This window comes from Micromonospora sp. Mcm103, from assembly GCF_024519755.1.
GTDB lineage: Bacteria > Actinomycetota > Actinomycetes > Mycobacteriales > Micromonosporaceae > Micromonospora > Micromonospora aurantiaca.
The window spans coordinates 51042-74564 of sequence record NZ_JALJRJ010000021.1; the positions used below are offsets into that span (position 1 = coordinate 51042).

The 23523-nt window shown below is 73.0% G+C and carries 24 protein-coding genes and 1 tRNA gene; 15 read left to right on the plus strand and 10 right to left on the minus strand.

What is annotated here, in order from left to right; translation table 11 throughout:
- The first annotated feature begins 38 nt into the window (after window positions 1-38).
- The 4 genes from OC439_RS23695 to OC439_RS23710 all read left to right on the plus strand — a co-directional run bounded on the left by OC439_RS23695 (window position 39) and on the right by OC439_RS23710 (window position 2444).
- Window positions 39-368, plus strand: a complete 330-nt coding sequence (locus OC439_RS23695) for a YbaB/EbfC family nucleoid-associated protein (protein WP_013473591.1) — start codon at window positions 39-41, stop codon at window positions 366-368.
- Between the two features lies 1 nt (window position 369).
- Window positions 370-675 (plus strand): hypothetical protein, encoded by a 306-nt coding sequence (locus OC439_RS23700; RefSeq protein WP_018788783.1) that lies wholly within the window; start codon window positions 370-372, stop codon window positions 673-675.
- Window positions 675-1343, plus strand: a complete 669-nt coding sequence (locus tag OC439_RS23705; RefSeq protein WP_262015355.1) for a hypothetical protein — start codon at window positions 675-677, stop codon at window positions 1341-1343. The genes OC439_RS23700 and OC439_RS23705 overlap by 1 nt, the downstream gene beginning before the upstream one ends.
- Window positions 1344-1601: 258 nt before the next feature.
- Entirely contained in the window at window positions 1602-2444 is an 843-nt protein-coding gene (locus OC439_RS23710; RefSeq protein WP_262015356.1) for a stage 0 sporulation family protein, read from the plus strand.
- A 126-nt stretch (window positions 2445-2570) separates the two neighbouring features.
- On the opposite strand, the gene OC439_RS23715 is transcribed toward OC439_RS23710, so the two are convergent.
- Window positions 2571-4301, minus strand: coding sequence for a metallophosphoesterase family protein (locus OC439_RS23715; RefSeq protein ID WP_262015357.1), 1731 nt, complete (start codon window positions 4299-4301; stop codon window positions 2571-2573).
- 132 nt (window positions 4302-4433) lie between these two features.
- Between OC439_RS23715 and OC439_RS23720 the strand changes: the two genes are divergently transcribed.
- Window positions 4434-4507, plus strand: a tRNA-Thr gene (locus OC439_RS23720).
- A gap of 52 nt (window positions 4508-4559) precedes the next feature.
- On the opposite strand, the gene OC439_RS23725 is transcribed toward OC439_RS23720, so the two are convergent.
- On the minus strand, window positions 4560-5216 hold the full coding sequence (locus OC439_RS23725) for a hypothetical protein (RefSeq protein ID WP_262015358.1): 657 nt from the start codon (window positions 5214-5216) through the stop codon (window positions 4560-4562).
- A gap of 82 nt (window positions 5217-5298) precedes the next feature.
- Entirely contained in the window at window positions 5299-6159 is an 861-nt protein-coding gene (locus tag OC439_RS23730; protein ID WP_262015359.1) for a helix-turn-helix transcriptional regulator, read from the minus strand.
- 96 nt (window positions 6160-6255) lie between these two features.
- Between OC439_RS23730 and OC439_RS23735 the strand changes: the two genes are divergently transcribed.
- Window positions 6256-6978, plus strand: coding sequence for an SDR family oxidoreductase (locus OC439_RS23735; protein WP_262015360.1), 723 nt, complete (start codon window positions 6256-6258; stop codon window positions 6976-6978).
- A gap of 1 nt (window position 6979) precedes the next feature.
- Window positions 6980-7402, plus strand: coding sequence for an Atu4866 domain-containing protein (locus OC439_RS23740; protein WP_262015361.1), 423 nt, complete (start codon window positions 6980-6982; stop codon window positions 7400-7402).
- 54 nt (window positions 7403-7456) lie between these two features.
- Here OC439_RS23740 and OC439_RS23745 read toward each other — a convergent pair whose 3' ends face one another.
- A complete protein-coding gene (locus tag OC439_RS23745; RefSeq protein ID WP_262015362.1) occupies window positions 7457-8284 on the minus strand; it encodes a TrmH family RNA methyltransferase in 828 nt (275 codons plus the stop codon).
- 128 nt (window positions 8285-8412) lie between these two features.
- Here OC439_RS23745 and OC439_RS23750 point away from each other — a divergent pair, with 128 nt between their 5' ends.
- Together OC439_RS23750 and OC439_RS23755 are read left to right on the plus strand one after the other, a co-directional pair.
- Window positions 8413-10587, plus strand: a complete 2175-nt coding sequence (locus OC439_RS23750) for an acyltransferase family protein (RefSeq protein WP_262015363.1) — start codon at window positions 8413-8415, stop codon at window positions 10585-10587.
- A 43-nt stretch (window positions 10588-10630) separates the two neighbouring features.
- Entirely contained in the window at window positions 10631-11239 is a 609-nt protein-coding gene (locus tag OC439_RS23755; RefSeq protein ID WP_262015406.1) for a DUF3592 domain-containing protein, read from the plus strand.
- Window positions 11240-11282: 43 nt separating this feature from the next.
- On the opposite strand, the gene OC439_RS23760 is transcribed toward OC439_RS23755, so the two are convergent.
- Window positions 11283-11903, minus strand: a complete 621-nt coding sequence (locus tag OC439_RS23760; protein WP_262015364.1) for a pyridoxamine 5'-phosphate oxidase family protein — start codon at window positions 11901-11903, stop codon at window positions 11283-11285.
- Between the two features lie 165 nt (window positions 11904-12068).
- On the opposite strand from OC439_RS23760, the gene OC439_RS23765 reads away from it, so the two are divergent.
- Genes OC439_RS23765 through OC439_RS23775 form a run of 3 tightly spaced genes read left to right on the plus strand, consistent with a single transcriptional unit; the run spans window position 12069 to window position 14279 of the window.
- The gene (locus tag OC439_RS23765; RefSeq protein WP_262015365.1) at window positions 12069-12575 is read left to right on the plus strand and encodes a DUF2231 domain-containing protein; all 507 of its coding nucleotides are present in this window, start codon (window positions 12069-12071) and stop codon (window positions 12573-12575) included.
- Entirely contained in the window at window positions 12572-13108 is a 537-nt protein-coding gene (locus tag OC439_RS23770) for an Hsp20/alpha crystallin family protein (protein WP_262015366.1), read from the plus strand. Before OC439_RS23765 ends, OC439_RS23770 begins: the two co-directional genes overlap by 4 nt.
- Before the next feature lie 7 nt (window positions 13109-13115).
- Window positions 13116-14279, plus strand: a complete 1164-nt coding sequence (locus OC439_RS23775; RefSeq protein WP_262015367.1) for a glycosyltransferase family 9 protein — start codon at window positions 13116-13118, stop codon at window positions 14277-14279.
- Here OC439_RS23775 and OC439_RS23780 read toward each other — a convergent pair.
- Together OC439_RS23780 and rfaE2 are read right to left on the minus strand one after the other, a co-directional pair.
- A complete protein-coding gene (locus tag OC439_RS23780; protein ID WP_262015368.1) occupies window positions 14254-15126 on the minus strand; it encodes a glycosyltransferase in 873 nt (290 codons plus the stop codon). The genes OC439_RS23775 and OC439_RS23780 overlap by 26 nt on opposite strands.
- Window positions 15123-16949, minus strand: a complete 1827-nt coding sequence (gene rfaE2, locus OC439_RS23785; RefSeq protein ID WP_262015369.1) for a D-glycero-beta-D-manno-heptose 1-phosphate adenylyltransferase — start codon at window positions 16947-16949, stop codon at window positions 15123-15125. The genes OC439_RS23780 and rfaE2 overlap by 4 nt, the downstream gene beginning before the upstream one ends.
- A gap of 120 nt (window positions 16950-17069) precedes the next feature.
- Between rfaE2 and OC439_RS23790 the strand changes: the two genes are divergently transcribed.
- Both OC439_RS23790 and OC439_RS23795 read left to right on the plus strand, forming a co-directional pair.
- Window positions 17070-17627: a type 1 glutamine amidotransferase domain-containing protein gene (locus OC439_RS23790; protein WP_194798915.1), complete on the plus strand. Its 558-nt coding sequence runs from the start codon at window positions 17070-17072 to the stop codon at window positions 17625-17627.
- A gap of 53 nt (window positions 17628-17680) precedes the next feature.
- Window positions 17681-19348, plus strand: a complete 1668-nt coding sequence (locus OC439_RS23795; RefSeq protein WP_262015370.1) for an MDR family MFS transporter — start codon at window positions 17681-17683, stop codon at window positions 19346-19348.
- A gap of 7 nt (window positions 19349-19355) precedes the next feature.
- On the opposite strand, the gene OC439_RS23800 is transcribed toward OC439_RS23795, so the two are convergent.
- Entirely contained in the window at window positions 19356-19847 is a 492-nt protein-coding gene (locus tag OC439_RS23800; protein ID WP_018785677.1) for an NUDIX domain-containing protein, read from the minus strand.
- A gap of 100 nt (window positions 19848-19947) precedes the next feature.
- Here OC439_RS23800 and OC439_RS23805 point away from each other — a divergent pair, with 100 nt between their 5' ends.
- Window positions 19948-21582, plus strand: a complete 1635-nt coding sequence (locus OC439_RS23805) for a fatty acid--CoA ligase (RefSeq protein WP_262015407.1) — start codon at window positions 19948-19950, stop codon at window positions 21580-21582.
- Between the two features lie 180 nt (window positions 21583-21762).
- Here the strand turns inward: OC439_RS23805 and OC439_RS23810 are convergent, their stop codons facing one another.
- Together OC439_RS23810 and OC439_RS23815 are read right to left on the minus strand one after the other, a co-directional pair.
- The gene (locus OC439_RS23810; RefSeq protein WP_262015371.1) at window positions 21763-22776 is read right to left on the minus strand and encodes an NADPH:quinone reductase; all 1014 of its coding nucleotides are present in this window, start codon (window positions 22774-22776) and stop codon (window positions 21763-21765) included.
- 51 nt (window positions 22777-22827) lie between these two features.
- On the minus strand, window positions 22828-23496 hold the full coding sequence (locus OC439_RS23815; RefSeq protein WP_262015372.1) for an HAD family hydrolase: 669 nt from the start codon (window positions 23494-23496) through the stop codon (window positions 22828-22830).
- Window positions 23497-23523: the final 27 nt, after the last annotated feature.

Genomic DNA, 23523 nt, shown 5'->3' on the forward strand with positions numbered 1-23523 from the left:
GCTCAGTGAAGGCCGGACCGGCCGGGAGGAGTCCGCCGATGCCGCGGGGCGAGATCGACGAGGCCTGGATCGAGGAGGCGGTGCGGCGCTACCGCCGGATCGAGAACCTGCAGGCCGAGTTCGACCAGGCGGTCGCGACGGTCGAGGTCACCGTCCGCTCACCCGACGGGCTCGTCGAGGTGGTGGTGACCGCCGGCGGACGCATCACCGACGTGCGTTTCCTCGGCCCGCTGCACCACCGCAGCCCGCGCGACGTCGCCGGTTCGGTGCAGGCCGCCGTCACCGCCGCCGCCGACGCGGCGCAGTGGGCGCGGGAGAAGCTGCACAACGAGACGTTCGCGGCCTACCGGCCGCTGGCGGGGGCCTGACATGGAGACGCTGCGTGCCCTGGCCGCCCGTCTCGACGAGGCGGGCGCGACCCTCGCCACCCTCTCCCGCACGGTGACCGCCACCGACCCGCCGCATCCCGCGTTCGGCGCGCACGCCACCGGCCGCCCCGGCGAGGTGGGCCGCGCACTGCACCGCCAGTGGACCCTTGCCACAGCCGACCGGGCGCGCGAGGCGCAGGCCGCCGCCGTCCGGCTCGCCGCCGCCGCGGCGGCGCTGCGCAGCGCCGCCGACCGCTACGCCGCCGCCGACGACGCGGTCGCCCGGCGGCTGGCCCGGGAGGCCTGATGGACGCGCTCGACCGCCTCGCCGAGCCGGGGCTCGACCTGCTCGCCCGCGTCGACACGCTGCTGGCCGCCGGTGCGCCCGAGGGGCACCGGCTCTGGCCGCTGCTGCGCCGCATGCAGGTGCTTCCCGGCGCGGCCGTGCGCGAGTTCCTCGACCTGCATCCCGCGCCGCTGACCGGCGCCGGCCACGCCGTGCGCCGGCTCGTCCGGGGGTACGACGACACCTGCGCGCTGCTGGCCGACCAGGTCGCCTGGTCCGGTGCCGCCGCGTCGGCGTACGACGAGGCACGTGCCGCCCTGCTGCGGCACCTGGACGAGGGGCCGGAGAGCCTGGTCGGGCGGCTGGAGTCGACGGCGGGCTACGCCGACGCGCTGGCCGGCTGGGTGGAGGGCAGCCGGGCCGCGCTGGCCCGGGCACTGGCCGAGGTGCTGGGCTCGGCCGAGGCGGTCGCGGTGCACGCGGCGACGAGGCCCGGCGCCGAGGCCGGACGGGCCGGGGCGTGGGCCGCGGCCGAGATCGCCACGAGGGTCCTGGGTGTGCTCGGGGTGGCCTACGACGGCGCCGAGACGCTGCTGCGCCAATGGGGGCCGAGCCTGGCCGAGACACAGTGGCGGGACCGCGCCACCACCGCACCGCGCTACGGCGGCACCACCCGGATCGGCTACTGACGGCCCACGGCGTCGCGCGCCGATCCGGCCGTGGCCGGGTGACGGCGGCGACGCCGTGGCCTTCCTGCACCCCCCGCAGGTATGCCTTCACTCAACGCGCCCGGGCGGTGTTTGTCAGGGGCCCCACGGAGATTCAGCCGTCCGGGCGAGGCGATGGGGCCGGTTCGGCCGGGTCGACGTCGATGATCGCTGCGGTGGGTGACCGGGCGGCGACAGGTGCGCCGTGCGGCGGTCGTCGATCCGCGTAGGGTGTGGCGTATGGGCATGCTCTGCGCGGTCAGCTTCAACCGGTACGGGCGCCTCTACTACCTCGACCCGGGCGAGCTACGCCCGCAGGTGGGCGACCGGGTGCTGGTGCCCACCGACGAGGGGCCCGAGGTGGCCGAGTGCGTGTGGGCCGCGCAGTGGGTCAGCGAGGACACCGACAGCTTCCCGAAACTGGCCGGGATCGCCGGCGACGACGACCTGCGCCGCGACGAGATGCTGCGCCGGCGCAAGGCCGAGGCGAAGGTCGCCGCCAAGCGGCTGATCCGCGAACACGGCCTGCCGATGAAGGTGGTCGCCGTCGACCACGTCCTGGCCACGCCCGAGAACGGCAGTGACCGCACCACCATCTACTTCACCGCGCCGCACCGCGTCGACTTCCGCTCGCTGGTCCGCGACCTGGGCGCCACGCTGCACTGCCGGGTCGAGCTGCGGCAGCTCTCCGCCCGCGACTCCGCCCGGGTGCAGGGCGGCATCGGTTCCTGCGGTCGTGACCTGTGCTGCGCCACGTTCCTGACCGACTTCGAGCCGGTGACCATCCGGATGGCGAAGGACCAGGACCTGCCGCTCAACCCGTTGCGCATCTCCGGGGCGTGCGGGCGGCTGATGTGCTGCCTGAAGTACGAGCACCCGCTGTACCAGAAGTTCCAGGAGTCGGCCCCGGCGGTCGGCAGCCGGGTGTCCACGCCGCAGGGCGAGGGCAAGGTGGTCGGCCACAGTGTCCCGCGCGACGCGGTGACGGTCCGTCTGGACGCGGACGGCTCCCGCTCGATGTGCTCCCGGGCGTCGGTGTGCGGCCCCAGGCAGGCCCACGACCAGTACTACCCCCAGCCCTGACCCGCTGCCCTCCCTCCCTCTCCCGGTCTTTCTCGTCGATCATGAAGTTAGCGGTCGAAATGGTGATCGACTTCGCCGCCAACTTCATGATCAACGGAGTGAGGTCCGGGTGTGTGCCGGGTGGGGTCAGCGGATGACGATGGGGGGCTCGGCCAGGCGGGGGGTCAGGGGGGTCTTCGGGGTCAGCCAGGAGGCGGTGGGGGACTGGTCGGGGTTCAACTGCCAGTCGTGGGACACCTTGTCGACGGCGATCGGGTAGATCGTCAGCGTGCCGTCCCTGTCGATCCGGAACCGCAGGAACGCCTTCGAATCCTCGATGCCCTGCGCCGCGAACAACTCGTTCAGGTTCACCCCGAACGCTCCAGCCACCAGCAGGTAGAGCGCCACGAGCTGGCTGGCCACCAGCCCGCTCACCGGCCCGTAGAGCACCACCGCGGCGACCGCCGGCATCGGCCACGGCCAGTCGTAGAACGGCAGCTGCAACCAGACCCACGTTCCCCCGGCGGCGAGCGCTATCTGGGCCAGCCCGTGCACCACCCCGAGGATCCAGTGCCGGGCGTGCCGTTTCCCGCCCGCCGTGGGCGGCTTGGCGAAGAACACCGCGCCCATCATCGCCACCACCAGCATGATCGCCAGCGGGACGCTGAACAGGCGCTGCTCGGTGGTGCCCACCCGCTGCACCGCCACCCCGGCCATCGCGAGCATCAGCAGCGTGTGCAGGGTGCCGAGCAGCGTGGTGAAGCCTGGATTGCGGAACGGTAGCCGGGCGAAGATCCCCCAGCCGTACCGGCGGGAGCGCGCCTTGTCGGGGTAGCGCGCGGCAAGGTCGTACTCCTGGGTGTTGCTGGCCCGGCGGGTCAGCGTGTCACGCGGCGGCACCTCAAGCTTCTCGGGCAGCCGGTGCGTGGGGTAGAGGTAGGCGCCGCCACCGCCGCACGTGATGAGCTGCCGGTCCGTCCCGGCATAGCGGGCGTAGTGGTGCAGGTCGCCGGAGATCAGCACCCGCACCTGCGCCCCGGTCGGTGCGACGAGGGTACGGATGAAGTAGTCGATCGAGTCGTACGCGTTGGGGTGGTCGACGGCCTTGACCCACGTCGGTGCCGGCACCGCCAGGATCACCTTGGACTCCGGGGTGAGCTTGCGGGCCACCTCGTCGAAGTACGTGAGCTGCGGGTCGTCCAGGTACGAGCCGGACTGGTCGTCGAGGCCGAGCAGCCACCAATCGGCCGGCAGCTCGACGGCGAAGTACGAGCGGGACTGGCCGGTGCCCCAGCCGCCGAAGTGCCGGTCCCGGGTGCGCACGAACAGGCGCAGGAACGCGGTCAGCCCGTCGTACCAGTCGTGGTTGCCAGGCACCGCGAACAGCGTCGGCTGCTCCGGCGGGGCGACCGGCAGCGCAGACTGGTACGGGCCCTTGCAGCGGTCCTCGTACGCCTCGTAGCCCGCCGCCGGGTAGACCTGGTCGCCGCCCATCACCAGCGTCTGCGCGCGGGGAAGGCGATGGCCGTCCACTGTCAGCTCCGGCTGGGCGAGCAGGTACGCCACCGAGTACGTGGCGTCGAAGCCGTCACCCAGGTCGGCCACGTAGTCGAGCCAGAGCCCGCCGTCCGGCCCGACCTGCCGGAACGTGCCGTCGCCGAACGCGTTCTGCAACTCGCGCTTGTCCAGGTACGCCCCGAACAGCATGGCCAGCAACGTCCGCAGGCCGGTGCTGATCAGCAGCAGCGGCGCGAGCCAGGGCACCGGCCGGCGCGGGGTGAAACCCAGCTCCCGGGGGTCGATGCTGCGGGGGCGGCGGGTGGCCCGCTCGCCGGGATGCGCCTCGGGAGCCGGTGGTCGCGGCGGTTCGTCGGTCACCCGCCGCAGGGTAGTCCGGACCGGGCGCGAAGTCTCTCCCGTAGCGGGGCGGATGTGGTCGGGTGTCCGGGTTCGGGGGTGGGGGATCCGGTTCGGCTTCCGGCAGGGAGTGCCGTACACTTGGCGATCGTTGCCGCCTTAGCTCAGTCGGCTAGAGCGACGCACTCGTAATGCGTAGGTCGACGGTTCGATTCCGTCAGGCGGCTCGGTACAGAAGCCCAGGTCATCGGCCTGGGCTTCGCCGTTTCCGAGGGCCGATCATCCCTCCACCGACGGGGTGCCGGTCCGCGAACGCGGCCGGCCGGACCAGCCTGCGGCAGCCGCCCAGGCCAGCAGTATGCCCATGGTCAGACCGGGCGGCAGGTACCAGAACGTGAGGAAACCGGCCGGTGGCGTCAACGGCAGTGCCGCGACGAGCGCCCACGCGACGCGGCGTGGCAGCACACCGCGTCGCAGCCCCTGCAGGCCACACCAGACGGTGCCCACCAGCGCCGTCAGCAGGGCCAGGAGGTCGAAAATCCACCCGTACCCGGGGCTGTTGTATTCCAGGCCGATCGCGATGGCCGCGGCGAGGAGCCCGTACCGCGTGAGGCGCCGAGGCGTCGCGGTGGCGTGGCCGGTCACCGTCCAGACGAGCGGCAGCGTCAGCAGCACCGACACGAAGAAGGGCCCACGCCAGATCCACGCCGGCTCCCCAGCGTCGAACAACGGCAGGTTCTCGGCCATCCATCGCGCCGGAGCGGGGAGAGAGCTGACGGCTCGGCCGCCGCCGACCTCCCACTGCGTGGCCATCGCGGCGCCGAGCACCGCGGCGACCAGCGGCGCGAGAATCGCAAGGGCGCGCCGCCAGCGGGCGACCGCCCATCTGCCCGGGTCGGCGCGATCGGGTACGTGCCGCGGATGCTCCTGTCGCATCGGATGATCGTCCTCGCGCCGCTGGGAAATCCCATCAGGAGAACAGTCGGGATCACCGGTGGCACGTCGGCTGTAGAGGCCGTTACGAGGCCGTACGGGCCGTTCTGCCCGGAGCGGGCAGTTCGGCGGCCACCGTCCCCAGCAGCGCCAGGGCCTGCGCCGAACGACTGCCCGGCTCGGCCTGGTAGACGACCAGTTGCTGGCCCGTCGCACCGGCGACGGTGAGCGAGTCGTACGTGAGGGTCAGCTCGCCGACGTCGTGATGGTGGAACAGCTTCGCCTCGTGCGTCTTTCCCCGTACGTCGTGACGGGCCCACAGCCGGCGGAACTCCGGGCTTTTCAGCGAGAGTTCGCCGACCAGTTCGGTGAGCCGCGCGTCGTCGAGCATGTCGGCCGCGGCGGCCCGCAGCGCGCCCAGGCTGGACCGCGCGACCCGGTCCCAGTGGGGATAGAAGGAGCGGGCCGCCGGGTCGAGGAAGACGAACCGGACGAGGTTGGGCTCGTCGGCCTCGAACACCTGGGCGAACAGGGCGCGTCCGAGCCGGTTGGCAGCAAGCACGTCCATCCTGCGGTCGATGATCAGCGCGGGTGTGTGCAGCCAGCCGTCCATCAGGCGCAGCAGGCTCGGCCGGACGGTCTCCCGCGTACCCCGGCGGACAGGCTTGCGGCCGATCCTGGCCAGCAGGTGCAGATGCGCCGCCTCCTCGGCGTCGAGCCCGAGGGTGCGGGCCAGGGCGTTCAGCATCTGTTCCGACGGATGCTGTTCCCGCCCCTGCTCCAGGCGCGCGTAGTAGTCGGTGCTGACCCCGGACAGCTGGGCGACCTCCTCGCGCCGCAGACCCGGCGTGCGGCGCCGGCCCGAGGAGACGATGCCGGCCTCCGCCGGACTGGTCGTCTCACGCCGGGCACGCAGGAACTCGCCGAGCGGATTGCTGCCGTCCACCACCCCAACATAACCGCGGCCGACCGGCCGCCAGGAGCCTCAGCCGGGGTGTGACGCACCCTGGTTGCAGCAGGCCGTACTCCGCACCGTGGAGTCATGGAATCCACACAGAAGGTCGTTCTGGTCACGGGCGCGAGCAGCGGGATCGGTGAGGCGACCGCGCTGCGTCTGGCCGCCGAGGGGCACGCCGTGGTCGCGGGCGCGCGGCGCCGCGAGCGGCTCGCCGCGCTCGCCCAACGGCACGACAACATCAGGGTACGGCGGCTCGACGTGGCCGACCGTGAGGACGTCGCGGCGTTCGTCGGCAGCGCAGTGGCTGAGTTCGGGCGGGTCGACGTGCTCGTCAACAACGCGGGTCTGATGCCGTTGTCCCGGCTCGACGCCCTGCTGGTGGACGAGTGGGACCGGATGATCGACGTCAACGTCCGGGGTCTGCTGCACGGCATCGCGGCCGTCCTGCCGGTCTTCCAGCGACAGGGCAGTGGCCACCTGATCACCGTCGCCTCCGTCGGCGCGCACGAGGTGGTGCCGACCTCCGCGGTGTACTCGGCGACGAAGTTCGCGGCGTGGGCGATCACCGAGGGTCTGCGACTGGAGGCCGATCCGAGCCTGCGGGTCACCACGATCACGCCCGGCGTCGTCGAGTCGGAACTGGCCGAGTCGATCACCGACCCGGTGGCCCGGGAGGCGATGCGGGAGTACCGCCGGAACGCGATCTCGCCGGACGCGATCGCGCGGGCCATCTCGTACGCCGTCGACCAGCCGGCGGACGTGGACGTCAACGAGATCATCATCCGTCCGACCCGGCAGCGAGGCTGACATGTCCGGCACCAACCACCGCAAGGCCGCCACCGTCTTCCTGACGGCGGCGCTCACCGCCTGCGGCACGGAGACACCGCCCGCGCCGCGGTCCGCGCCGTCCGCGACGCAGGCGCGGCCCCCGGCCTCCGGGACCGTCCATCCGTACGTCGGGATGTGGGTCACCGCCGACGGCTACATCCGGCAGGAGCTGCTGCCCGACGGCCGGTACGACGAGGCGCGTGGCGACCGGGCGAGCGCCTACACCGGCCGGTACGAGGTGACCGGCGAGCACATCGACTACTGGGACGACAGCGGGTTCACCGCCGATGGCCGCTTCGACGGCGACGTCCTGCACCACGGCGGCTACCTGTTCTACCGGGAGGGCAGCGCTGCCCACCGGCAGGCGGCCTCGCAGCGGGCGTCCACTCGCCCGTCCGGATAGAGGAGCGCGCCGACCGACAGGGGAGCGCCGGGCGCCCCGGTGGCGGCGCGCCCGCTACCGGCGCCCGGCGCGCTGCCGGGCGGCCTCGTACAGCGCCACCGTCCCGGCCGCCGCCGCGTTAAGCGAACTCGCCGCCCCCACGATCGGGATGCGTACGGTCCGGTCACTGGCCTCCTGCCAGCCCTTGCTGAGTCCGTGCGTCTCGTTGCCGATGAGCAGGAGAGTGGGGCCGGTCAGGTCGTGCGCGGCGACGTCGACGTCGCCGTGCTCGTCCGTACCGATGATCTGGACCTGCGGAAGTCCGTCCGCGCGCACCGCGGCGACCCAGTCCAGGACGTCGCGGTGGCCGGCGACGCGCACCACCGGTACGGCGAACAGCGACCCGGTGCTGGCCCGGACCGCCTTCGGGTCGTACGGGTCGGCGGCGTGGCCCGTGATGATCACGCCGGATGCGCCGAAGGCGTCGGCGGAGCGGACCAGCGTGCCGATGTTGCCAGGGGTCTTGGGGCGATCGAAGACCACCACGAGCATCGCCGGCCCGGCCGGGATGCGGGCCAGGTCGTCGGCGGGCTGCGCCACCACTGCGAGCAGCTCGGGCGACTCCTCCTCCTTGCCGCTCAGTTCCCGCATCAGCTCCGGCGCGAGCGCGACCCGCCGGGCGTCGGCGCGGTCGAGCAGGTCACGGCACCAGCGGGACAGCGGCTGCCGGTCCGGGTACAGGAGCGCGCGGATCTCCCAGCCCTGCTCCAGGGCCACGGTGATCGGGCGTACCCCCTGGACCAGGAACTCCCCCGTACGCTGCCGCTTGGTGCGGTTGGTCAGCAGCGCCTGCCACTGCTGGAAGCTCGCGTTGCGGGTGGTGATCGTCAGGGTCTTCGCCACGCAGCCGATTCAACCGCATCAGGTTTCGAGGCCACGCGCCGGTGAGGTGGTGACGCGGCGCGATTGTCCCGCCGAGTGACCAGCCGCTATCGTTCCCTCGCCCCCAGCCGCAGAGTTTGAGGATCGCGATGACTTCCCCGCCGTTGACGAAGGTTGCCGATCGGGAAGGTGCACCCTCCGAGGAGCCGGGCGGTACGGCGACCGCGCGCGAGCCGGGCAGGGAGGCGACGCCGAGCCGGTTCCGGGCCGACGTCGCCGGGCTCCGGGCCGTCGCCGTGGGGCTGGTGCTGCTCTACCACGCCGGGCTGCCGTTCATCCCCGGTGGCTTCGTCGGCGTCGACGTCTTCTTCGTGATCTCCGGCTTCCTCATCACCGGGCAGCTCATCTCGGAGATCGAGCGCAGCGGCCGGGTCTCGCTTGTCGGCTTCTACGCGCGCCGGGCCAAGCGCATCCTGCCCGCCGCCACCGTGGTGCTGGCGGCCACCGCCGTCGCGGTCCGGCTGTTCGTACCCCGGAGTGAGTGGCAGGGCGTCGGCGGCGACATCGCCGCCGCGGCGACCTATATCGTGAACTGGCGGTTCGCCGACCGCGCAGTCGACTACCTGGCCGAGGACGTCGCGCCGTCGCCGGTCCAGCACTTCTGGTCGCTCGCCGTGGAGGAGCAGTTCTACCTGCTCTGGCCGCTGCTGATCGTGCTGGCCATCCTCGCCGCGCGCAAGCTCCGGCGGGCGAACGTACGGCCGGTCCTGTGGGTCGGTCTCGCGGTGCTGGCGGTGCCGTCGTTCGTCTGGTCGATCGTCGAGACGGCGAACTCGCCGCAGCGGGCGTTCTTCGTCTCCACCACGCGGTTGTGGGAACTCGGGGTCGGCGCCGCCATCGCGCTGCTGGCGGTCCGCGCCGCCCGGATGCCCCGGTCCGTCGCGGTCGTCCTCGGATGGCTCGGCCTCGCCGCGATCGTCGCGGCGGCGCTGCTGGTCAGCGGGAAGACCGCATGGCCGGGGTACGCGGCGGCGCTGCCCACGCTCGGTGCGGCGGCGGTGATCGCGGCCGGCGCGGCAGCGGGCCCCCGCGGCCCGGTGATGGTGCTCGGCACGCGTCCGTTCCAATGGATCGGTGACCTGTCGTACTCGCTGTACCTGTGGCACTGGCCGATGCTCGTGGTGGCCGCCGCGCACTTCGGTGACCTGTCGCTGACCGAGGGCCTGCTGGTGGCGCTCGCCTCGGTGATCCCGGCCTGGATCACGTTCCGGCTGGTGGAGAACCCGCTGCGCTACTCGCGGAAGATCTCCACGTCGCCGCGTCTGGCGTTGAGCCTGGGCGGCAACTTCACGCTCGTCGGCATCTGCGCCGGCATGGTCCTGGTGCTGATGGGCGCGTGGGCCGCCGCCGCGACCACCACCAAGGGCCAGTACGCCCCGGGGGCCGCGTTGCTGTCGACGGCGCCCGGTACCGCCCCGATCGGCCCGGTCCCGGAGCGGTTCGACGTGATCAAACCGGATCCGCTGCAGATCCGGCAGGGCTTCATGGACGTGCCCGACACCAACCGGGACAAGTGCTTCCAGCAGGTCGACGGCGCCGAGGTGCTGTCCTGCACGTACGGCAACCCGAACGCGGCCACCACCGTCGCGCTCGTCGGCGACTCGAAGATGGACCAGTGGCTGCCCGCGTTCCAGGTGCTGGCCGAGCAGAACGACTGGAAGATCCTGATCGCCGCGAAGGCGTCGTGCCCGTTCACCAGCGCGCCGGCGGTCCGGGCGGACGACCCGAGCAAGCTCTACACCGACTGCATCGACTGGAACCGGTCCCTGATGCGCAAACTGGTCGAGGAGCGGCCCGACTACCTGGTCACCTCGCAGGGCGCGGCGCGCGCCTTCGACAGTGACGCCGAGGAGCCGACGGTCGAGGCGATGGTCGCCGGGGTCCGGTCCGCGTGGAAGAAGCTCGACGCCGTGGGCACGCAGGTCGTCGTGCTCGCCAACAACCCGGGCCCCGGCCCGGCGGTGACGTGCGCCGACAAGAACCGCAAGCGCCTGTCCCGGTGCGCGTTCGACAGGGAGCGGCACGACCAGGACCCGGCGTACCGGATGCAGCGGCAGGCGGTGTCCGGCGCGCCGAAGGTCAAGATGATCGACCTGTTCGACGCCGTCTGCCCGACCGACAGGTGCCCTGTGGTGTTCGGCAACGTGCTCATCTACCGGGGTGGCTCGCACATCGGCGCGGCGTACGTGAAGACGACCGCGCCGCACCTCGCCCGCGCCCTGTCCGACGTCGGCGTGCCGGCGCGCTTCAGCCCGGCCGGGTAGCTCGGCGGGGGTTGCGGCGCCCGGTCACGATGGCGGCGTGATCATGCGTCGGCCGCTCTGGCTCAGTCTCGCGTACGCGCTGCTGGCGGTCGCCGGTGCCGCCCTGCTCTGGCTGCCGTTCCACACCCAGTCGGCGCTCGACGACTGGGCGGTGACGCTGCGCGAGCGGGGTACGCCCGCCCGGGCGACGGTGGTCGACCAGGTGACCGAGAGTGGCGGTAACAAGGGTTCCTCGTCGAGCACCATGTACTTCAGCTACGTGGTCGACGGCCGGACGCACGCGCAGGAGGTGGCCTGCTTCGAGGTGTGCCGGGCGGCGGGCACCGAGGTGCCGATCTGGGTCAACCCGGCGGACCCGGGCGACTTCGTCACCGACTTCGGGCAGCTCAGCGGGCATCGCGGGCGCGTGCAGGGCGTACTCGGTGCGGTCGGGCTGGCCGCCCTGGGCACCGGCGTGGTGCTGACGCTGTCCCGCATCCGGCGCGCCGCCCGACCAGGCGACCGCGCCGGCCGGGCGGGTCATGACCGCGCCGCCCGGCCAGGCCGCGACGCGGCGCGCCCCGACCGGCCGCGCCCGGTGGCGTCGGCACCGGTCGGAGACGGCCGCCCCTACACCGGCCGGGGCAAACGCAAGCGCAACGTCCGGCGCTGACGCAAGCGCACCGCTCGGCGCCGACGCGGTCAGCGGTCAGCGGTCAGCGGTAGAGCGTCTCCAGGTAGGCCGGGCCGTAGTGGCGCTCCAGGTCGGCCAGGCTCTCCGCCGGGGCCTCCACCTCCTTGATCAGCCGGGCCCGCGTCGGCAGCACGTCCGGCTGCCAGGTCTCCGGCTGCCACAGCTCGGAGCGCAGGAACGCCTTCGCGCAGTGGTAGAAGATCTGCTCGATCGCGACCTCGACCGCGAGCAGCGGCCGGTGACCCTTGACCTCCATGCCGGCGAACCACGGCGCGTCGGAGATCAGCCGGGCCCGGCCGTTGATCCGCAGCGTGTCGGTGCGGCCGGGGATCAGGAAGATCAACCCGACGTGCGGGTTGGCCAGGATGTTGCGGTAGCCGTCGGCCCGCCGGTTGCCGGGCCGCTCCGGAATCGCGATCGTGGTGTCGTCGAGCACCAGCGCGAAGCCCGGCGGGTCTCCCTTGGGGGAGACGTCGCAGGTGCCGTCCGCGCCGGCGGTGGCGATCAGGCAGAACGGCGAGGCGGCGAGCCACTCCCGGTCGCGTTCGTGCAGCGTACGGCGGTCCTTGGCGGCCGCCCGCGGCATCGGTGTGCCGATCAGTTCGCGTAGCTCGGCCTCGCTGGTGATCTCCCGGGTCGTCACGTCTTCCTCCCCCGTCCGTTGATCGTCACGACGGTTCCGGCCCGCGACGGGCTGGTTTCCGCCACTGTCAGCCTAGGAGACGCGTCGAGTGCCGGTTTGCCCCCGGGACCGGCGGGTAGGGACCGGTTCGCAGCGTGCGTCCGGACGTGACGGATGGAGGCCGAGATGGAGAGCCGACTGAAGGTACTCGGCCATCCCGTGCATCCGATGCTCGTGATGTTCCCGGTGGCGCTCTTCGTGACCGCGGTGATCTTCGATGTGGTGGACACCGTGGGCGGGCCCGGCTTCCTGGCCGAGGTCGCGTACTGGAACATCACGGTCGGTCTGATCGGCGGCCTGCTGGCCGCGGCGGCCGGGGCGTTCGACCTGCTCGCCCTGCCGGCCGGCACCCGCGCCAAGCGGGTCGGTGTCACCCACGCCGCCGCCAACGTGGCGGTGATCCTGCTGTTCGCCGCGGTCTGGGCGGTCCGGCTCAACGCCGACTCCCGCGCGGCCGGCGGCGCGCTGATCGCCATCGAAGTGGTCGCCCTGGCGATCCTCGGCGTCAGCGCCTGGCTCGGCGGTGAACTGGTGGACCGGCTCGGTGTCGGCGTCGACCCGGAGCACGATCTGAACGCGCCCAGCTCGCTGCGACCCCCCTCGGCGACACGGCGGATCGGAGACGCGCGATGACCGAACAGGGCAGCGGACGGGGCTGGCGTGGCCGCCAGCAGGGTTGGGATCCGATGGGCGAGCTCCAGTCGCTGCGCTCCGAGCTGAGCCGGCTGGTCGGCGGACGGTCCGGCAGCCAGGACGTGGATCTGGCCGAGACGGCCGACGGCTGGGAGGTGGTCGTCCGGCTTCCCGGAGTGGCGCCGGAGGAGGTCGCCGTCGAGCTGGACGACCGGGAGCTGTGCGTACGTGCCCGGTCGGAGGCCGAGGTGAACGCCGACCACGGCATCGCTGGCGGGTTCACCACCCGGGGCTTCGAGTACCGCGTGGACCTGCCGTCCCGCGTGGACCCGGACCGGATCGACGCGGTGATGGACCACGGCCTGCTCCGGGTACGCCTGCCCCGGGCGTCCCGGCCCGCGCCGCGCACCATCACCGTCGGTCGTACCGGCCCGCGACCGGGCGCCGGCCGTACGCAGATGCCCGCCGACCCGGCCGCGGACCGGGAGCTGCACCACCCGGACACCGCGCTCGACGAGATCGACAGGCCGTAGGGACCGCGTGACCAGCCCGTCGGGCGACTCCGACTCGCCGCGCCGCGACCTGGGGCCGTCGTCGGTGCTCGGACCGGTCGGCGAGCGAGTCCCTGACGTCGAACGGATCGCCGTGCTGCGCGCCAACGCGCTCGGCGACTTCATCTTCGTGCTGCCGGCGCTGGACGCGCTGCGGTCGGCGTACCCGTCGGCGGAGATCGTGCTGCTCGGCGCGCCGTGGCACGCGGTGCTCTGGCGCGACCGGCCCGGCCCGGTGGACCGGGTGCTGGTGGTGCCGGCGGTGCCCGGCATCCGCGACCCGGGGCCCGGCGAGTCGCCGGGTGACGTCCCGGCGTTCCTGGCCGCCGCCCGCGCCGAACGGTTCGACCTGGCGTTGCAGGTGCACGGCGGCGGCGGCAACTCGAACCCGTTCGTGGCCGGGCTCGGCGCGCGGGTCACCGCCGGTCTGCGGGCCGAGGGAGCGCCGCCGCTGGACCGGTGGCTGCGCTACGTCTACTACCAGCACGAGGTGATCCGCTACCTGGAGGTGGCCGCCCTGGTCGGCGCGCCCGCCACCACGATCACCCCGGCGCTGGAGGTCACCGCCGCCGACCGGGCGGAGGCCGCCGCCGTGCTCGGCGAACCCACCCGGCCGCGGGTCGCGCTGCACCCGGGCGCCACCGACACGCGGCGGCGCTGGCCGCCGGAACGCTTCGGCGAGGTCGCGCGCGAGCTGACCGGAGACGGGTACGAGGTGCTGGTCACCGGCACCCCCGCCGAGCAGGAGACGGTCGACGCGGTGGTGGCGGCGGCAGGCGTTCCGGTGCGTCCCCAGGTCGGCACGCTCAGCCTGGGCGCGCTCGCGGCCGCGTACGCGGACTGCGCGCTCGTGGTCTCGAACGACACCGGCCCGCTGCACCTGGCCGCCGCGGTGGGCGCGCCGACAGTCGGTGTCTTCTGGGTCGGCAACCTGATCAACGGGGCGTCGCCGCTGCGCGGGCGGCACCGCCCGATCGCTGCCTGGACCACCCACTGCCCGGTCTGCGGCATCGACTGCACACCCGGGATCTACCCGCACCGGCCCGGCGACGGCGAGTGCCCGCACCGGGTGTCGTTCGTGGCCGACGTGCCGGTGGCCGAGGTGGTCGAGGCGGCCCGCGAGCTGCTCACACCTCCGCCGGCGACTCGCTGAGCACCACTTCCCACGCCTCCACGTCGCGTTCGGTGACAGTGGTCGGCGACTCCAGGTGGTAGGCCCCGCTGGGCAGCACCCCGGCGCCGCCGTGGCGCTCCAGCACGGCGAGCTGCGCGGCGACGTCCTCGCCCTGGTGCCGCTCGGGCAGCCGCTCCCAGAAGTCGAAGCCGCCGGCGTCGACGAGCTTGGCCCGGTCGTAGAGCACGCACCCGCCGACCCAGGAGACCTTGTACGCGCGCCACTCGCCCGCCGCCAGGTTCAGCTTCTCGGTGATGTGCAGCAGGTTCGCCGCCGGGTGGATGGACGCCCTGTGCCACTCCGGCGTGCCCGGCATGATCCGCTCCGGCACCGGCGGCCCGGTCCACTCCTCGTAGTGCTGGTGCGTGTCCGGGCGGACGTCGTCGGCGTAGGAGAGGCCGTGCACCGCGTTGCCGACGAACCCGCAGCCCAGCTCGTCCAGCGCGGTGACCAGGCGGGACAGCGCACCCGGCTCCAGCCACACGTCGTCGTCGAGGCAGAGCACGGCGTCGGCCGCCGACTGGGCCAGCAGGTAGGACCGGTGCTCGGCCAGGCCGCGCCGGGGCAGCCGCCGGGTCAGCAGCACCGGGTGCCCCCGGTGGCGCAGCGCCCGGACCATGGTGGCCGCCGCCGGGTGCGCGTACGCGGGCTCACCGTCGGACTGGTCGCTGACCACCACCCCGAACCCGGGTATGCCCTCCTGAGCGGCCAGCCCGGACAGGGTGACCGCCAGTTCGGCGGGCCGGTTGCGGGTGGGGATCAGCACGTCGAGCCGCCGGTGGTGCCGGAACCGTCCGGGCGTGCCCGGGTCGAGCGGACGGGTCACGCCGGCCTGCTCTCGCCGACCGTGTCAGTGACCGGGTGGGCGCGGATCCGGTCGATGATCGCCGAGGTGGAGCGGTCCGGCACGTACCCGAGTGTGCGCACCTGCCCGCCCAGCCGCCGTACCAGCGGCGCCTCCGGCACCATCTCCGGCGGGTAGTCGCCGCCCTTGACGTAGACGTCGGGCCGGACCGCCTCGATCAGCCGGGCCGGCGAGTCCTCCTCGAAGACCACCACGTGGTCGACACAGGCCAGCGCCGCCAGTAGCGCGATGCGGTCCTCGACCGGGTTGACCGGCCGGTCCGGGCCCTTGAGCCGGCGGACGCTGCCGTCCGAGTTGACCGCCACGATCAGCAGGTCGCCGAGCGCACGGGCCTGGGTCAGGTAGCGGACGTGCCCGGGGTGCAGCACGTCGAAGCAGCCGTTCGTGAACACCACCGAGCGGCCGGCCTGCCGGTGCTCGTCCACCAGCGCGGCCAGTTCGTCGGCGCCGACCAGCGCCGGGTGCCCGCCCTCGTCCGGGCCGGTGCCGAGCGCGGCCAGCAGGTCCTGCCGCCGGCACACGCAGGTGCCGGTGTCGGCCACAGTGATGGTCGCGGCGAGCTGGGCGAGCTGGGCGGCGGTGGGCAGGCCCGCGTCGGCGGCGAGCGCCAGCGTCATGGCCGCCAGGTACGCGTCCCCGGCGCCCACCGCGTGGCTGGCCGGGACCGGGGTGCTGTGGCTGCGCCGGGGCTCGCCCTCGGCGCCGCCGACCACAGCGCCCTCGGTGTCCAGGGTCACCGCCACCACGTCGGCGCCGGTGTGCGCGCGCAGCTCGGGCAGGCGTGACTCGGCCAGCACGGCCCGGTCCACGCCGGCGCCGGCCGCCGCGCTCACCGTCACGCCGGTCCCGGTGACGCTCAGGCCGTCGCCGGTCAGCGCCACCCGCTCCTCGCCGGGCATCGGCTCGCCGGTCGGGCCGGAAGGGGCCTCGGCGGCGGGCGTACCGGAGGTCGGGTGCGGGCTGCCCGGTACGCGCTCACCGGACCCGCCGGGCGCGGCGCCCACCATCAGCTCGGACGGGCCGTCGGCCTCGGCCGGGTGGTCCAGGTGCACGTCGCCGCTGGGGACGGCACCCCGTTCGGCGTGCGCGAACCCGGCGGCGGCGCGGGCCAGCAGCCGGGTCGCCTCGGCGAAGCTCGGCGTCACCACTGTCGGGTTCAGTCCGCGCCAGTCGGCCAGGTCGTGCGCGTCGAGCGCCACAGTGCCGTACCGGTCGCGGTTGGCGACCAGCCAGGCGCGCACCGCCGACGGCAGCGCGCCCAGGCCGTAGTCGCAGACCACAAGCGTGAGCGGCTGGCCGGCGGCCACCGCGCGCAGCTCCTCGGTGGCGCAGTGCAGCGCGGTCAGCAGGCGGGCCACGCCGTCGGCGTCCAGCCCTTCCTCCGGGCCGCCGGAGTCCTCGCGGAGCAGGATCTGGTTGCCGGCGAGCATCCGCCGCTTGACCGGCGTGGGCCGGCCCGGCTGGCTCACCGTACGGTCCCAGACCGCCGCCCGGTCCAGGCAGTCGTGTAGTTCGTCGCCGGCCACGTCGGCGCCGACCGGGGCGACCAGCGCGGCCCGGCCGCCGAGCGCCGCCACGTTCACCGCCGTGTTGGCGGCGCCTCCCGCGGCGGAGATCCGCCGCCGCAGGGTGAGGACCGGTGCGGGCGCCTCCCGGCAGAGCCGCTCCGACTCGGCGAACCGCCACTCGTCCAGCATGGCGTCCCCGACGACCAGCACGGGGCGCTGCTGCCAGCTCGCCACGACTGTGGCGAGCCGGCGCTCTTCCGCTGCTGCTCCTGCCATGCCCCTGCGGATCCCCCCGGGCCGTCGGGCCAAACGCGACGCGGGCCACCCGATGCGTCCGGTTTCGCGGCATCGGGCGGGGGAACCGTCTCAGACGTACCCCGGAGAGGAGAGAACAGCATGGCAGCGACACTTCAGGGCAAGCGCATCGCCTTCCTGGCCGCCGACGGCGTCGAGGAGGTCGAGTACACCAAGCCCCGGGAGGCGGTGGAGAACGCCGGCGCCCAGGTCGAGCTGGTCTCCATCGAGTCCGGCACGATCCAGGCCTTCAACCACCTCGACCACGGCAAGCAGTACCAGGTCGACGTCACCACCGAGGAGGCGGACGCCGGGGCGTACGACGCCCTGGTCCTGCCCGGTGGCGTGGCGAACCCCGACTTCCTGCGGACGGACCCGGAGGCGGTCCGGTTCGTCAAGGCGTTCTTCGACGCCGGCAAGCCCGTCGGGGTGATCTGCCACGGCCCGTGGACGCTCGTCGAGGCGGACGTAGTGCGGGGCCGCACCATCACCTCCTGGCCGAGCCTGCGCACCGACCTCACGAACGCCGGCGCGAAGTGGGTCGACCAGGAGGTCGTCACCGACAACGGGCTGGTCAGCAGCCGCAAGCCGGACGACCTGCCGGCGTTCTGCGCGAAGATCGTCGAGGAGTTCGCCGAGGGGCGACACGCCGCCCGCTGAAACTCGTACGCCCACCGGGGGCATGATCCGCCCCCGGTGGGATAGGAAGCGGGATGACCGCCCAGGCCGCCCGTCCCGCATTGCCCGCCCGACAGATCCGCCTGCTGATGTTCGGTCTGATGACCGGCATGCTGCTGGCGGCGCTGGACCAGACCATCGTCGGTACCGCGTTGCCGACCATCGTCGGCGAACTGGGCGGCATCAACCACTACTCGTGGGTGGTCACCGCGTACCTGCTGGCCTCGACCGCCTCGACGCCGCTGTACGGCAAGATGGCCGACCTGTACGGGCGCCGGCCGGTCTTCCTGTTCTCCATCGGGATGTTCCTGCTCGGCTCGCTGCTGGCCGGGCTGTCGCAGGACATGACCCAGCTGATCGTCACGCGGGGCGTGCAGGGCCTGGGCGCGGGTGGCCTGATGACGCTGGCGTTCACCATCATCTCGGACGTGGTGTCGCCCCGGGAGCGCGGCCGCTACCAGGGGTTGTTCGGCGCGGTGTTCGGCGTGTCGTCGGTGGCCGGACCGCTCGTCGGCGGTTACTTCGCGGAGAACAACTGGCGGTGGATCTTCTACATCAACGTGCCGCTGGCGATCCTCGCCATCGTGGTCTGCTGGCACGTGATGCGGCTGGTGCCGTTCGAACGGCGGGAGCACACGGTCGACTGGATCGGCGCGGCGCTGCTGGTCGCCGGCGTGAGCTGCCTGCTGCTGGCGCTGAGCTGGGGCGGCGCCGAGTACGCCTGGGGCTCCGGCGTGATCGTCGGGCTGTTCGCCGCGGGCGCGGTGCTGGGCGTGCTGTTCGTCGTCCAGGAGGCCCGGACCAGGGAGCCGATCCTGCCGCTGCGGCTGTTCCGCAGCGCCACGTTCGCGCTCGCCAACGGCGCGGGTTTCGTGCTCGGTCTGGTGATGTTCGGGTCGATCATCTTCATCCCGCTCTACCTGCAGATCGTCAAGGGCGCCTCGCCGACCCGCAGCGGTCTGCTGATGCTGCCGATGATGGCCGGCGTCATCGTCACCTCGGTGCTCACCGGCCGGGCGATGAGCCGGATCGGCAGGTACAAGTGGTTCCCGGTGGCCGGCGCGGCCGTGCTGGTGGCCGGCATGCTGCTGTTCCAGCAGCTCCAGGTGGACACCTCGCTCTGGCTCGCGTTCGGCTACATGGTGGTGATCGGCGTCGGGCTGGGCCTGTGCATGCAGTCGCTGATCCTGGCCGTGCAGAACGCGGTGAGCGTCCGCGACCTGGGCGCGGGCACCTCGTCGGCGACGTTCTTCCGGTCGCTCGGCGGCTCGTTCGGCGTGGCCATCCTCGGTGCGGTGCTGTCGTCCCGGCTCACCTCGGAGATGTCCGCGCGGCTGCCGGGTGCGCTGGCACAGCTCCCGCCGGAACAGCGCGCCGCGGTGACTGCAGGCGGGGACTTCTCGATCAACGATCCGGCGGCGATCCTCGCCCTGCCCGCCCCGGTACGCGCCGCCGTCCAGGCCGCGTTCGTCGAGTCGCTGCACCTGGTCTTCCTGACCACCGGGCTGATCGCCGTGATCGCGGTGCTGGTCACGCTGGCCATGCCGAACCTTCAGTTGCGCGGCACCGGCCCGCAGGGCGCCACCGGCGGCGCCGACCCGCTCGGCGGGAAGGCGCCCGCGCCGGGCGGCAAGCCGCTGACAAAGGAGTCGAAGGACGAGGCCGCCGCCGACATGGAGGCGAAGTCGCAGACGATGCTGTGACCGGCGGCTACTTGAGGATCAGCCGGTTGGTCTGCTCGAACACGTCGAGGTCGGCGAGCGTCTCGTGCACGCTCGACGACAGCGGGTGCGGGAAGTCCGCCGGGTGGAAGAACCCGGAGTCGGTGGTCTCGTCGGTGAACCGGGCGAGTTCGCCGTCCCACTCGTCGACCCGGAACGCCGTGGTGAAGACCTGGTACGTGTGCCCGTACATGTTGGTGTGGGTGCGATCAGGGCCGGTGTAGAGCGCGAACGCGCTGACCCGCAGCGCCCGCAGCCCGGTCTCCTCCCGGACCTCCCGGACCGCGCAGTCGGCGATCGACTCGCCGAGTTCCATGGCACCGGCGGGCAACGCCCACTGGCCGTTGTCGGAACGCTGGATCAGCAGCACCCGGGCGGCGTTGTCGCGCACCACGGCGCGCGCGCCGACGAACATCAGGGTGCGGTCACCGGCCAGGGCGCGGAGCTGCCCCACGTACGAGTCGGCCCACGAGATGCTCACCCGGACAATCTACGCATCATCCGTGATCACCTCGCCGATTCCGGGGGGTTCCGCAGATGTGACCGCCGCCACTACCTTGTTACCCATGCGTAGCACGATGATGGATGCCCCTCTCCAGGTCGCCCGGATCCTCGAACACGGCTCCACCGTGCACGGCGCGGCGGAGGTGGTCACCTGGACCGGCGCCGAACCCCGCCGGTTGACGTACGCGGAGGTCGGCCGCAGCGCCGCCCGGCTGGCCCACGCGCTGCGCGACGAGTGCGGGGTGACCGGCGACGAGCGGGTCGGCACGTTCATGTGGAACAACAACGAGCACCTGGTGGCGTACTTCGCCGTGCCGAGCATGGGCGCGGTGCTGCACACGCTCAACATCCGGCTCTTCCCCGACCAGGTCGCCTACATCGCCAACCACGCGCAGGACCGGGTGGTGCTCGTCGACACCACGCTCATCCCGCTGCTCGCCCGGGTGATCGGCGAGATGACCACAGTGGCCCACGTGGTGGTGGTCGGCGGTGGCGACCCGGCGCCGCTGCTGGCCGCGGCCGGCGACCGGATCACCGTGCACCACTGGGACGCGCTGCTGGCCGACCGCCCGGACCACTTCGACTGGCCGGAGGTGGACGAGCGCGACGCCGCCGCCCTCTGCTACACGTCGGGGACCACCGGCAACCCCAAGGGCGTCGCCTACTCGCACCGCTCGATCTACCTGCACTCGCTCCAGGTCTGCATGCCGGAGGGCTTCGGGCTCGGCCCGAACGATCGCGAGCTGGCGATCGTGCCGATGTTCCACGCGATGTCGTGGGGCCTGCCGTACGCGGCGTTCCTCTCCGGCGCGTCGCTGATCATGCCGGACCGATTCCTCCAGGCCGAGCCGATCGCCGCGATGATCGCCGCCGAGCGGCCCACGCTGGCCGGCGCGGTGCCGACCATCTGGACCGACCTGCTGGCCTACCTGGACGCGCACGAGGTGGACCTCTCCTCGCTCAGGGAGGTCATCGTGGGCGGGTCGGCCTGCCCTCCGGCGCTGATGCACGCGTTCCACGACCGCTACGGCATCGACGTCATCCACGCCTGGGGCATGACCGAGATGTCGCCGCTGGGTTCCGTCTCCCGGGCGCCGGCCGGCGCGACCGGCGACGACGCCTGGCGCTACCGCTACACGCAGGGCCGCGTCCCGGCGGGCGTGACCGCGCGGATCGTCGGCCCGCTGGGCGAGCCGCTGCCGGCCGACGGGACGTCGGTGGGTGAGCTGGAGGTACGCGGGCCGTGGGTGACCGCCCGCTACATCGGCGACGACGCCCCGGACGAGGAGAAGTTCCGGGACGGCTGGCTGCGGACCGGTGACGTCGGCACGCTGTCGCCGGACGGCTACATCACGCTCACCGACCGCGCCAAGGACGTGATCAAGTCGGGCGGGGAGTGGATCTCCTCGGTCGAGCTGGAGAACGCGCTGATGGCCCACCCGGCGGTGCTGGAGGCCTGCGTGGTGGGCGTACCGGACGAGCGCTGGGACGAGCGGCCGCTGGCCACCGTGGTGGTCCGCGAGGGCGCCTCGGTGACCGCGGAGGAGCTGCGGGACTTCCTCGCCGGCTCGGTGGCGCGCTGGCAGCTGCCGGAGCGCTGGGCGTTCATCGACGCGGTCCCGAAGACCAGCGTCGGCAAGTTCGACAAGAAGGTGGTGCGCTCGCGGTACGCCGACGGCGGCCTCGACGTGCGGGAACTGACCGCGTCGTAACGTTTCGCGGCGTACCGTCGCCTACACGGGTAGGAACGCGTTCCCAACGGACATTCCTCCCAGAGGGCGGCCCCGGCGTTCGCACCGCGCCGGGGCCGCCCGTCCGTTACGGGGTGACCCGCACCGTCATTGTTGCGAAACTTGTTCGCGTCTGTCCGGCTGTCGGGGAAATCCGGTCGCCTACTCGTCGGCGGTGCTCACCAGCACCTTGCCCACCACACTGTCCTGCACCGCCTGCTGCGCGGCCGCGGCCTCCGCCAGCGGATACCGGTGCAGCGGCAGGCCCGCCTCCGCACCGACGCGGATCGCGCCCTGCGCCACCGCCGCCGCGATGTCAGTGACCGCCTGCGCCTTCGCCACCTTCGGCGCGGTGTAGATCAGCACGAACTGCCAGCGCGCGTTCGGGCCCATCAGCGGCCGGATCGGCAACGTCACCTCGTCGCCGCCGTCGTCCGCGTACACGCACACCGCCCCGCCGGTACGCAGCATCCGGACGTCGGCGGCGGCGTTGCGGGCGGCGGACACCTCGACGATCGTGTGCACCCCGTCGGGCGCGACCTTGCGGACCTCCTCGACCACGTCCTGCTCGCGATAGTTGATCACGAAGCTGGCGCCCGCCGCCGCCGCGAGCTGCGCCTTCTCCGGGCTGCTCACCGTGGCGATCACGCACGCGTCGGCCCAGCGGGCGAGCTGGATCGCCGCGTTTCCCACCGCGCCCGCACCGCCCTGCACCAGCACCACGTGGTCGCTCAACGCACCGGCGTGCAGCTTGTCCGGCATGAACTCACCGGCGGTCAGGCAGCGGTGCGCGGTCATGAACGGGATACCGAGCGCCGCACCCAGGTCGAACGAGGCCGGACCGAGCGGCACCGCGTGCCGGACCGGCACCAGCGTGTACTCGGCGGCAGTGCCCCACGGGCGCTGCCACGCCGCCTCCCACACCCAGACCCGCTCACCGATCAGCGTCCGGTCCACGCCCTCACCGACCGCCTCGACCACCCCGGCGCCGTCCTGGTGCGGGATCTGCCAGCCGGCCGGCAGCGGCCACGCCTGGCGTGCCTTCCAGTCGGTCGGGTTCACCCCCGACACGGCCATCCGCACCAGCACCTCGCCCGGCCCGGGTTCCGGCACCGGCCGCTCCACCACCTGGAGCACCGAGGCGTCCCCGCTGCGCTCGTACACGATCGCCTTCATCGCCGTCCCCTCACCGTCGTCGCGTGATGGCGCTACCCCGCCGCCTACCGATCATTCCGCCGTACCGCGGTCGAGTGACTCGACCACGTCGGGAGTGAGCGCGCCGATCGAGGGGAGCAGCACGGCCGCGAGCGCCTCGGCGTCCGGATCGAGCGGGTACGACGCGTGCGGCACCGCCACCACGCGGCACCCGGCGGCGGCCGCCGAGCGGACCCCGTTCGACGAGTCCTCCACCGCCACGCACCGCGCCGGGTCGACGCCCAGCCGCTGCGCCACGGCGAGCCACACGTCGGGCGCGGGCTTGCCCCGGGCGGTCTCCTCGGTCGACAGCGTCGCACCGAACGCGCCGGCCAGGCCCGTCTCGTCCAGCGCCGCCGCGATCAGCCGGGTCGGCGAGGAACTGGCCAGCCCCAGCGGCCACCGCGCGGCCATGCCGCGCACGACCGCGTCGGCGCCGTCGATCAGCGGTACGCGCTGCGCGTACCGCCGGGCCATCTCGGTCACCACCTCGGTGGCGACCTGCTCGGCCGACCTGTCGACGCCCAGCTCACCGCTCAGGTAGGCGGCCCACTCGCCGGTGCTCATGCCCATCAGGCGGCGCTGCGTGTCCGGTTGCCAGACGCCGCCGTGCTCGGCGACGTACGCCCGCCGGACCTCCTCCCACACCGGCTCGGAGTCCACGATCACGCCGTCCAGGTCGAAGAGCACCGCGTCCACCATTCCGCCATCCTGCCCCAGTCGGCGGCC

Bases quoted from the DNA above. Each gene is read 5' to 3' on its own strand.
- OC439_RS23725 (WP_262015358.1), bottom strand. From the start codon at position 5,216: ATGCGACAGGAGCATCCGCGGCACGTACCCGATCGCGCCGACCCGGGC.
- OC439_RS23735 (WP_262015360.1), top strand. From the start codon at position 6,256: ATGGAATCCACACAGAAGGTCGTTCTGGTCACGGGCGCGAGCAGCGGG.
- OC439_RS23805 (WP_262015407.1), top strand. From the start codon at position 19,948: ATGGATGCCCCTCTCCAGGTCGCCCGGATCCTCGAACACGGCTCCACC.
- OC439_RS23795 (WP_262015370.1), top strand. From the start codon at position 17,681: ATGACCGCCCAGGCCGCCCGTCCCGCATTGCCCGCCCGACAGATCCGC.
- OC439_RS23740 (WP_262015361.1), top strand. From the start codon at position 6,980: ATGTCCGGCACCAACCACCGCAAGGCCGCCACCGTCTTCCTGACGGCG.
- OC439_RS23710 (WP_262015356.1), top strand. From the start codon at position 1,602: ATGGGCATGCTCTGCGCGGTCAGCTTCAACCGGTACGGGCGCCTCTAC.
- OC439_RS23815 (WP_262015372.1), bottom strand. From the start codon at position 23,496: ATGGTGGACGCGGTGCTCTTCGACCTGGACGGCGTGATCGTGGACTCC.
- OC439_RS23755 (WP_262015406.1), top strand. From the start codon at position 10,631: ATGCGTCGGCCGCTCTGGCTCAGTCTCGCGTACGCGCTGCTGGCGGTC.
- OC439_RS23810 (WP_262015371.1), bottom strand. From the start codon at position 22,776: ATGAAGGCGATCGTGTACGAGCGCAGCGGGGACGCCTCGGTGCTCCAG.
- OC439_RS23695 (WP_013473591.1), top strand. From the start codon at position 39: ATGCCGCGGGGCGAGATCGACGAGGCCTGGATCGAGGAGGCGGTGCGG.
- OC439_RS23790 (WP_194798915.1), top strand. From the start codon at position 17,070: ATGGCAGCGACACTTCAGGGCAAGCGCATCGCCTTCCTGGCCGCCGAC.
- rfaE2 (WP_262015369.1), bottom strand. From the start codon at position 16,949: ATGGCAGGAGCAGCAGCGGAAGAGCGCCGGCTCGCCACAGTCGTGGCG.
- OC439_RS23750 (WP_262015363.1), top strand. From the start codon at position 8,413: ATGACTTCCCCGCCGTTGACGAAGGTTGCCGATCGGGAAGGTGCACCC.
- OC439_RS23705 (WP_262015355.1), top strand. From the start codon at position 675: ATGGACGCGCTCGACCGCCTCGCCGAGCCGGGGCTCGACCTGCTCGCC.
- OC439_RS23700 (WP_018788783.1), top strand. From the start codon at position 370: ATGGAGACGCTGCGTGCCCTGGCCGCCCGTCTCGACGAGGCGGGCGCG.
- OC439_RS23765 (WP_262015365.1), top strand. From the start codon at position 12,069: ATGGAGAGCCGACTGAAGGTACTCGGCCATCCCGTGCATCCGATGCTC.
- OC439_RS23770 (WP_262015366.1), top strand. From the start codon at position 12,572: ATGACCGAACAGGGCAGCGGACGGGGCTGGCGTGGCCGCCAGCAGGGT.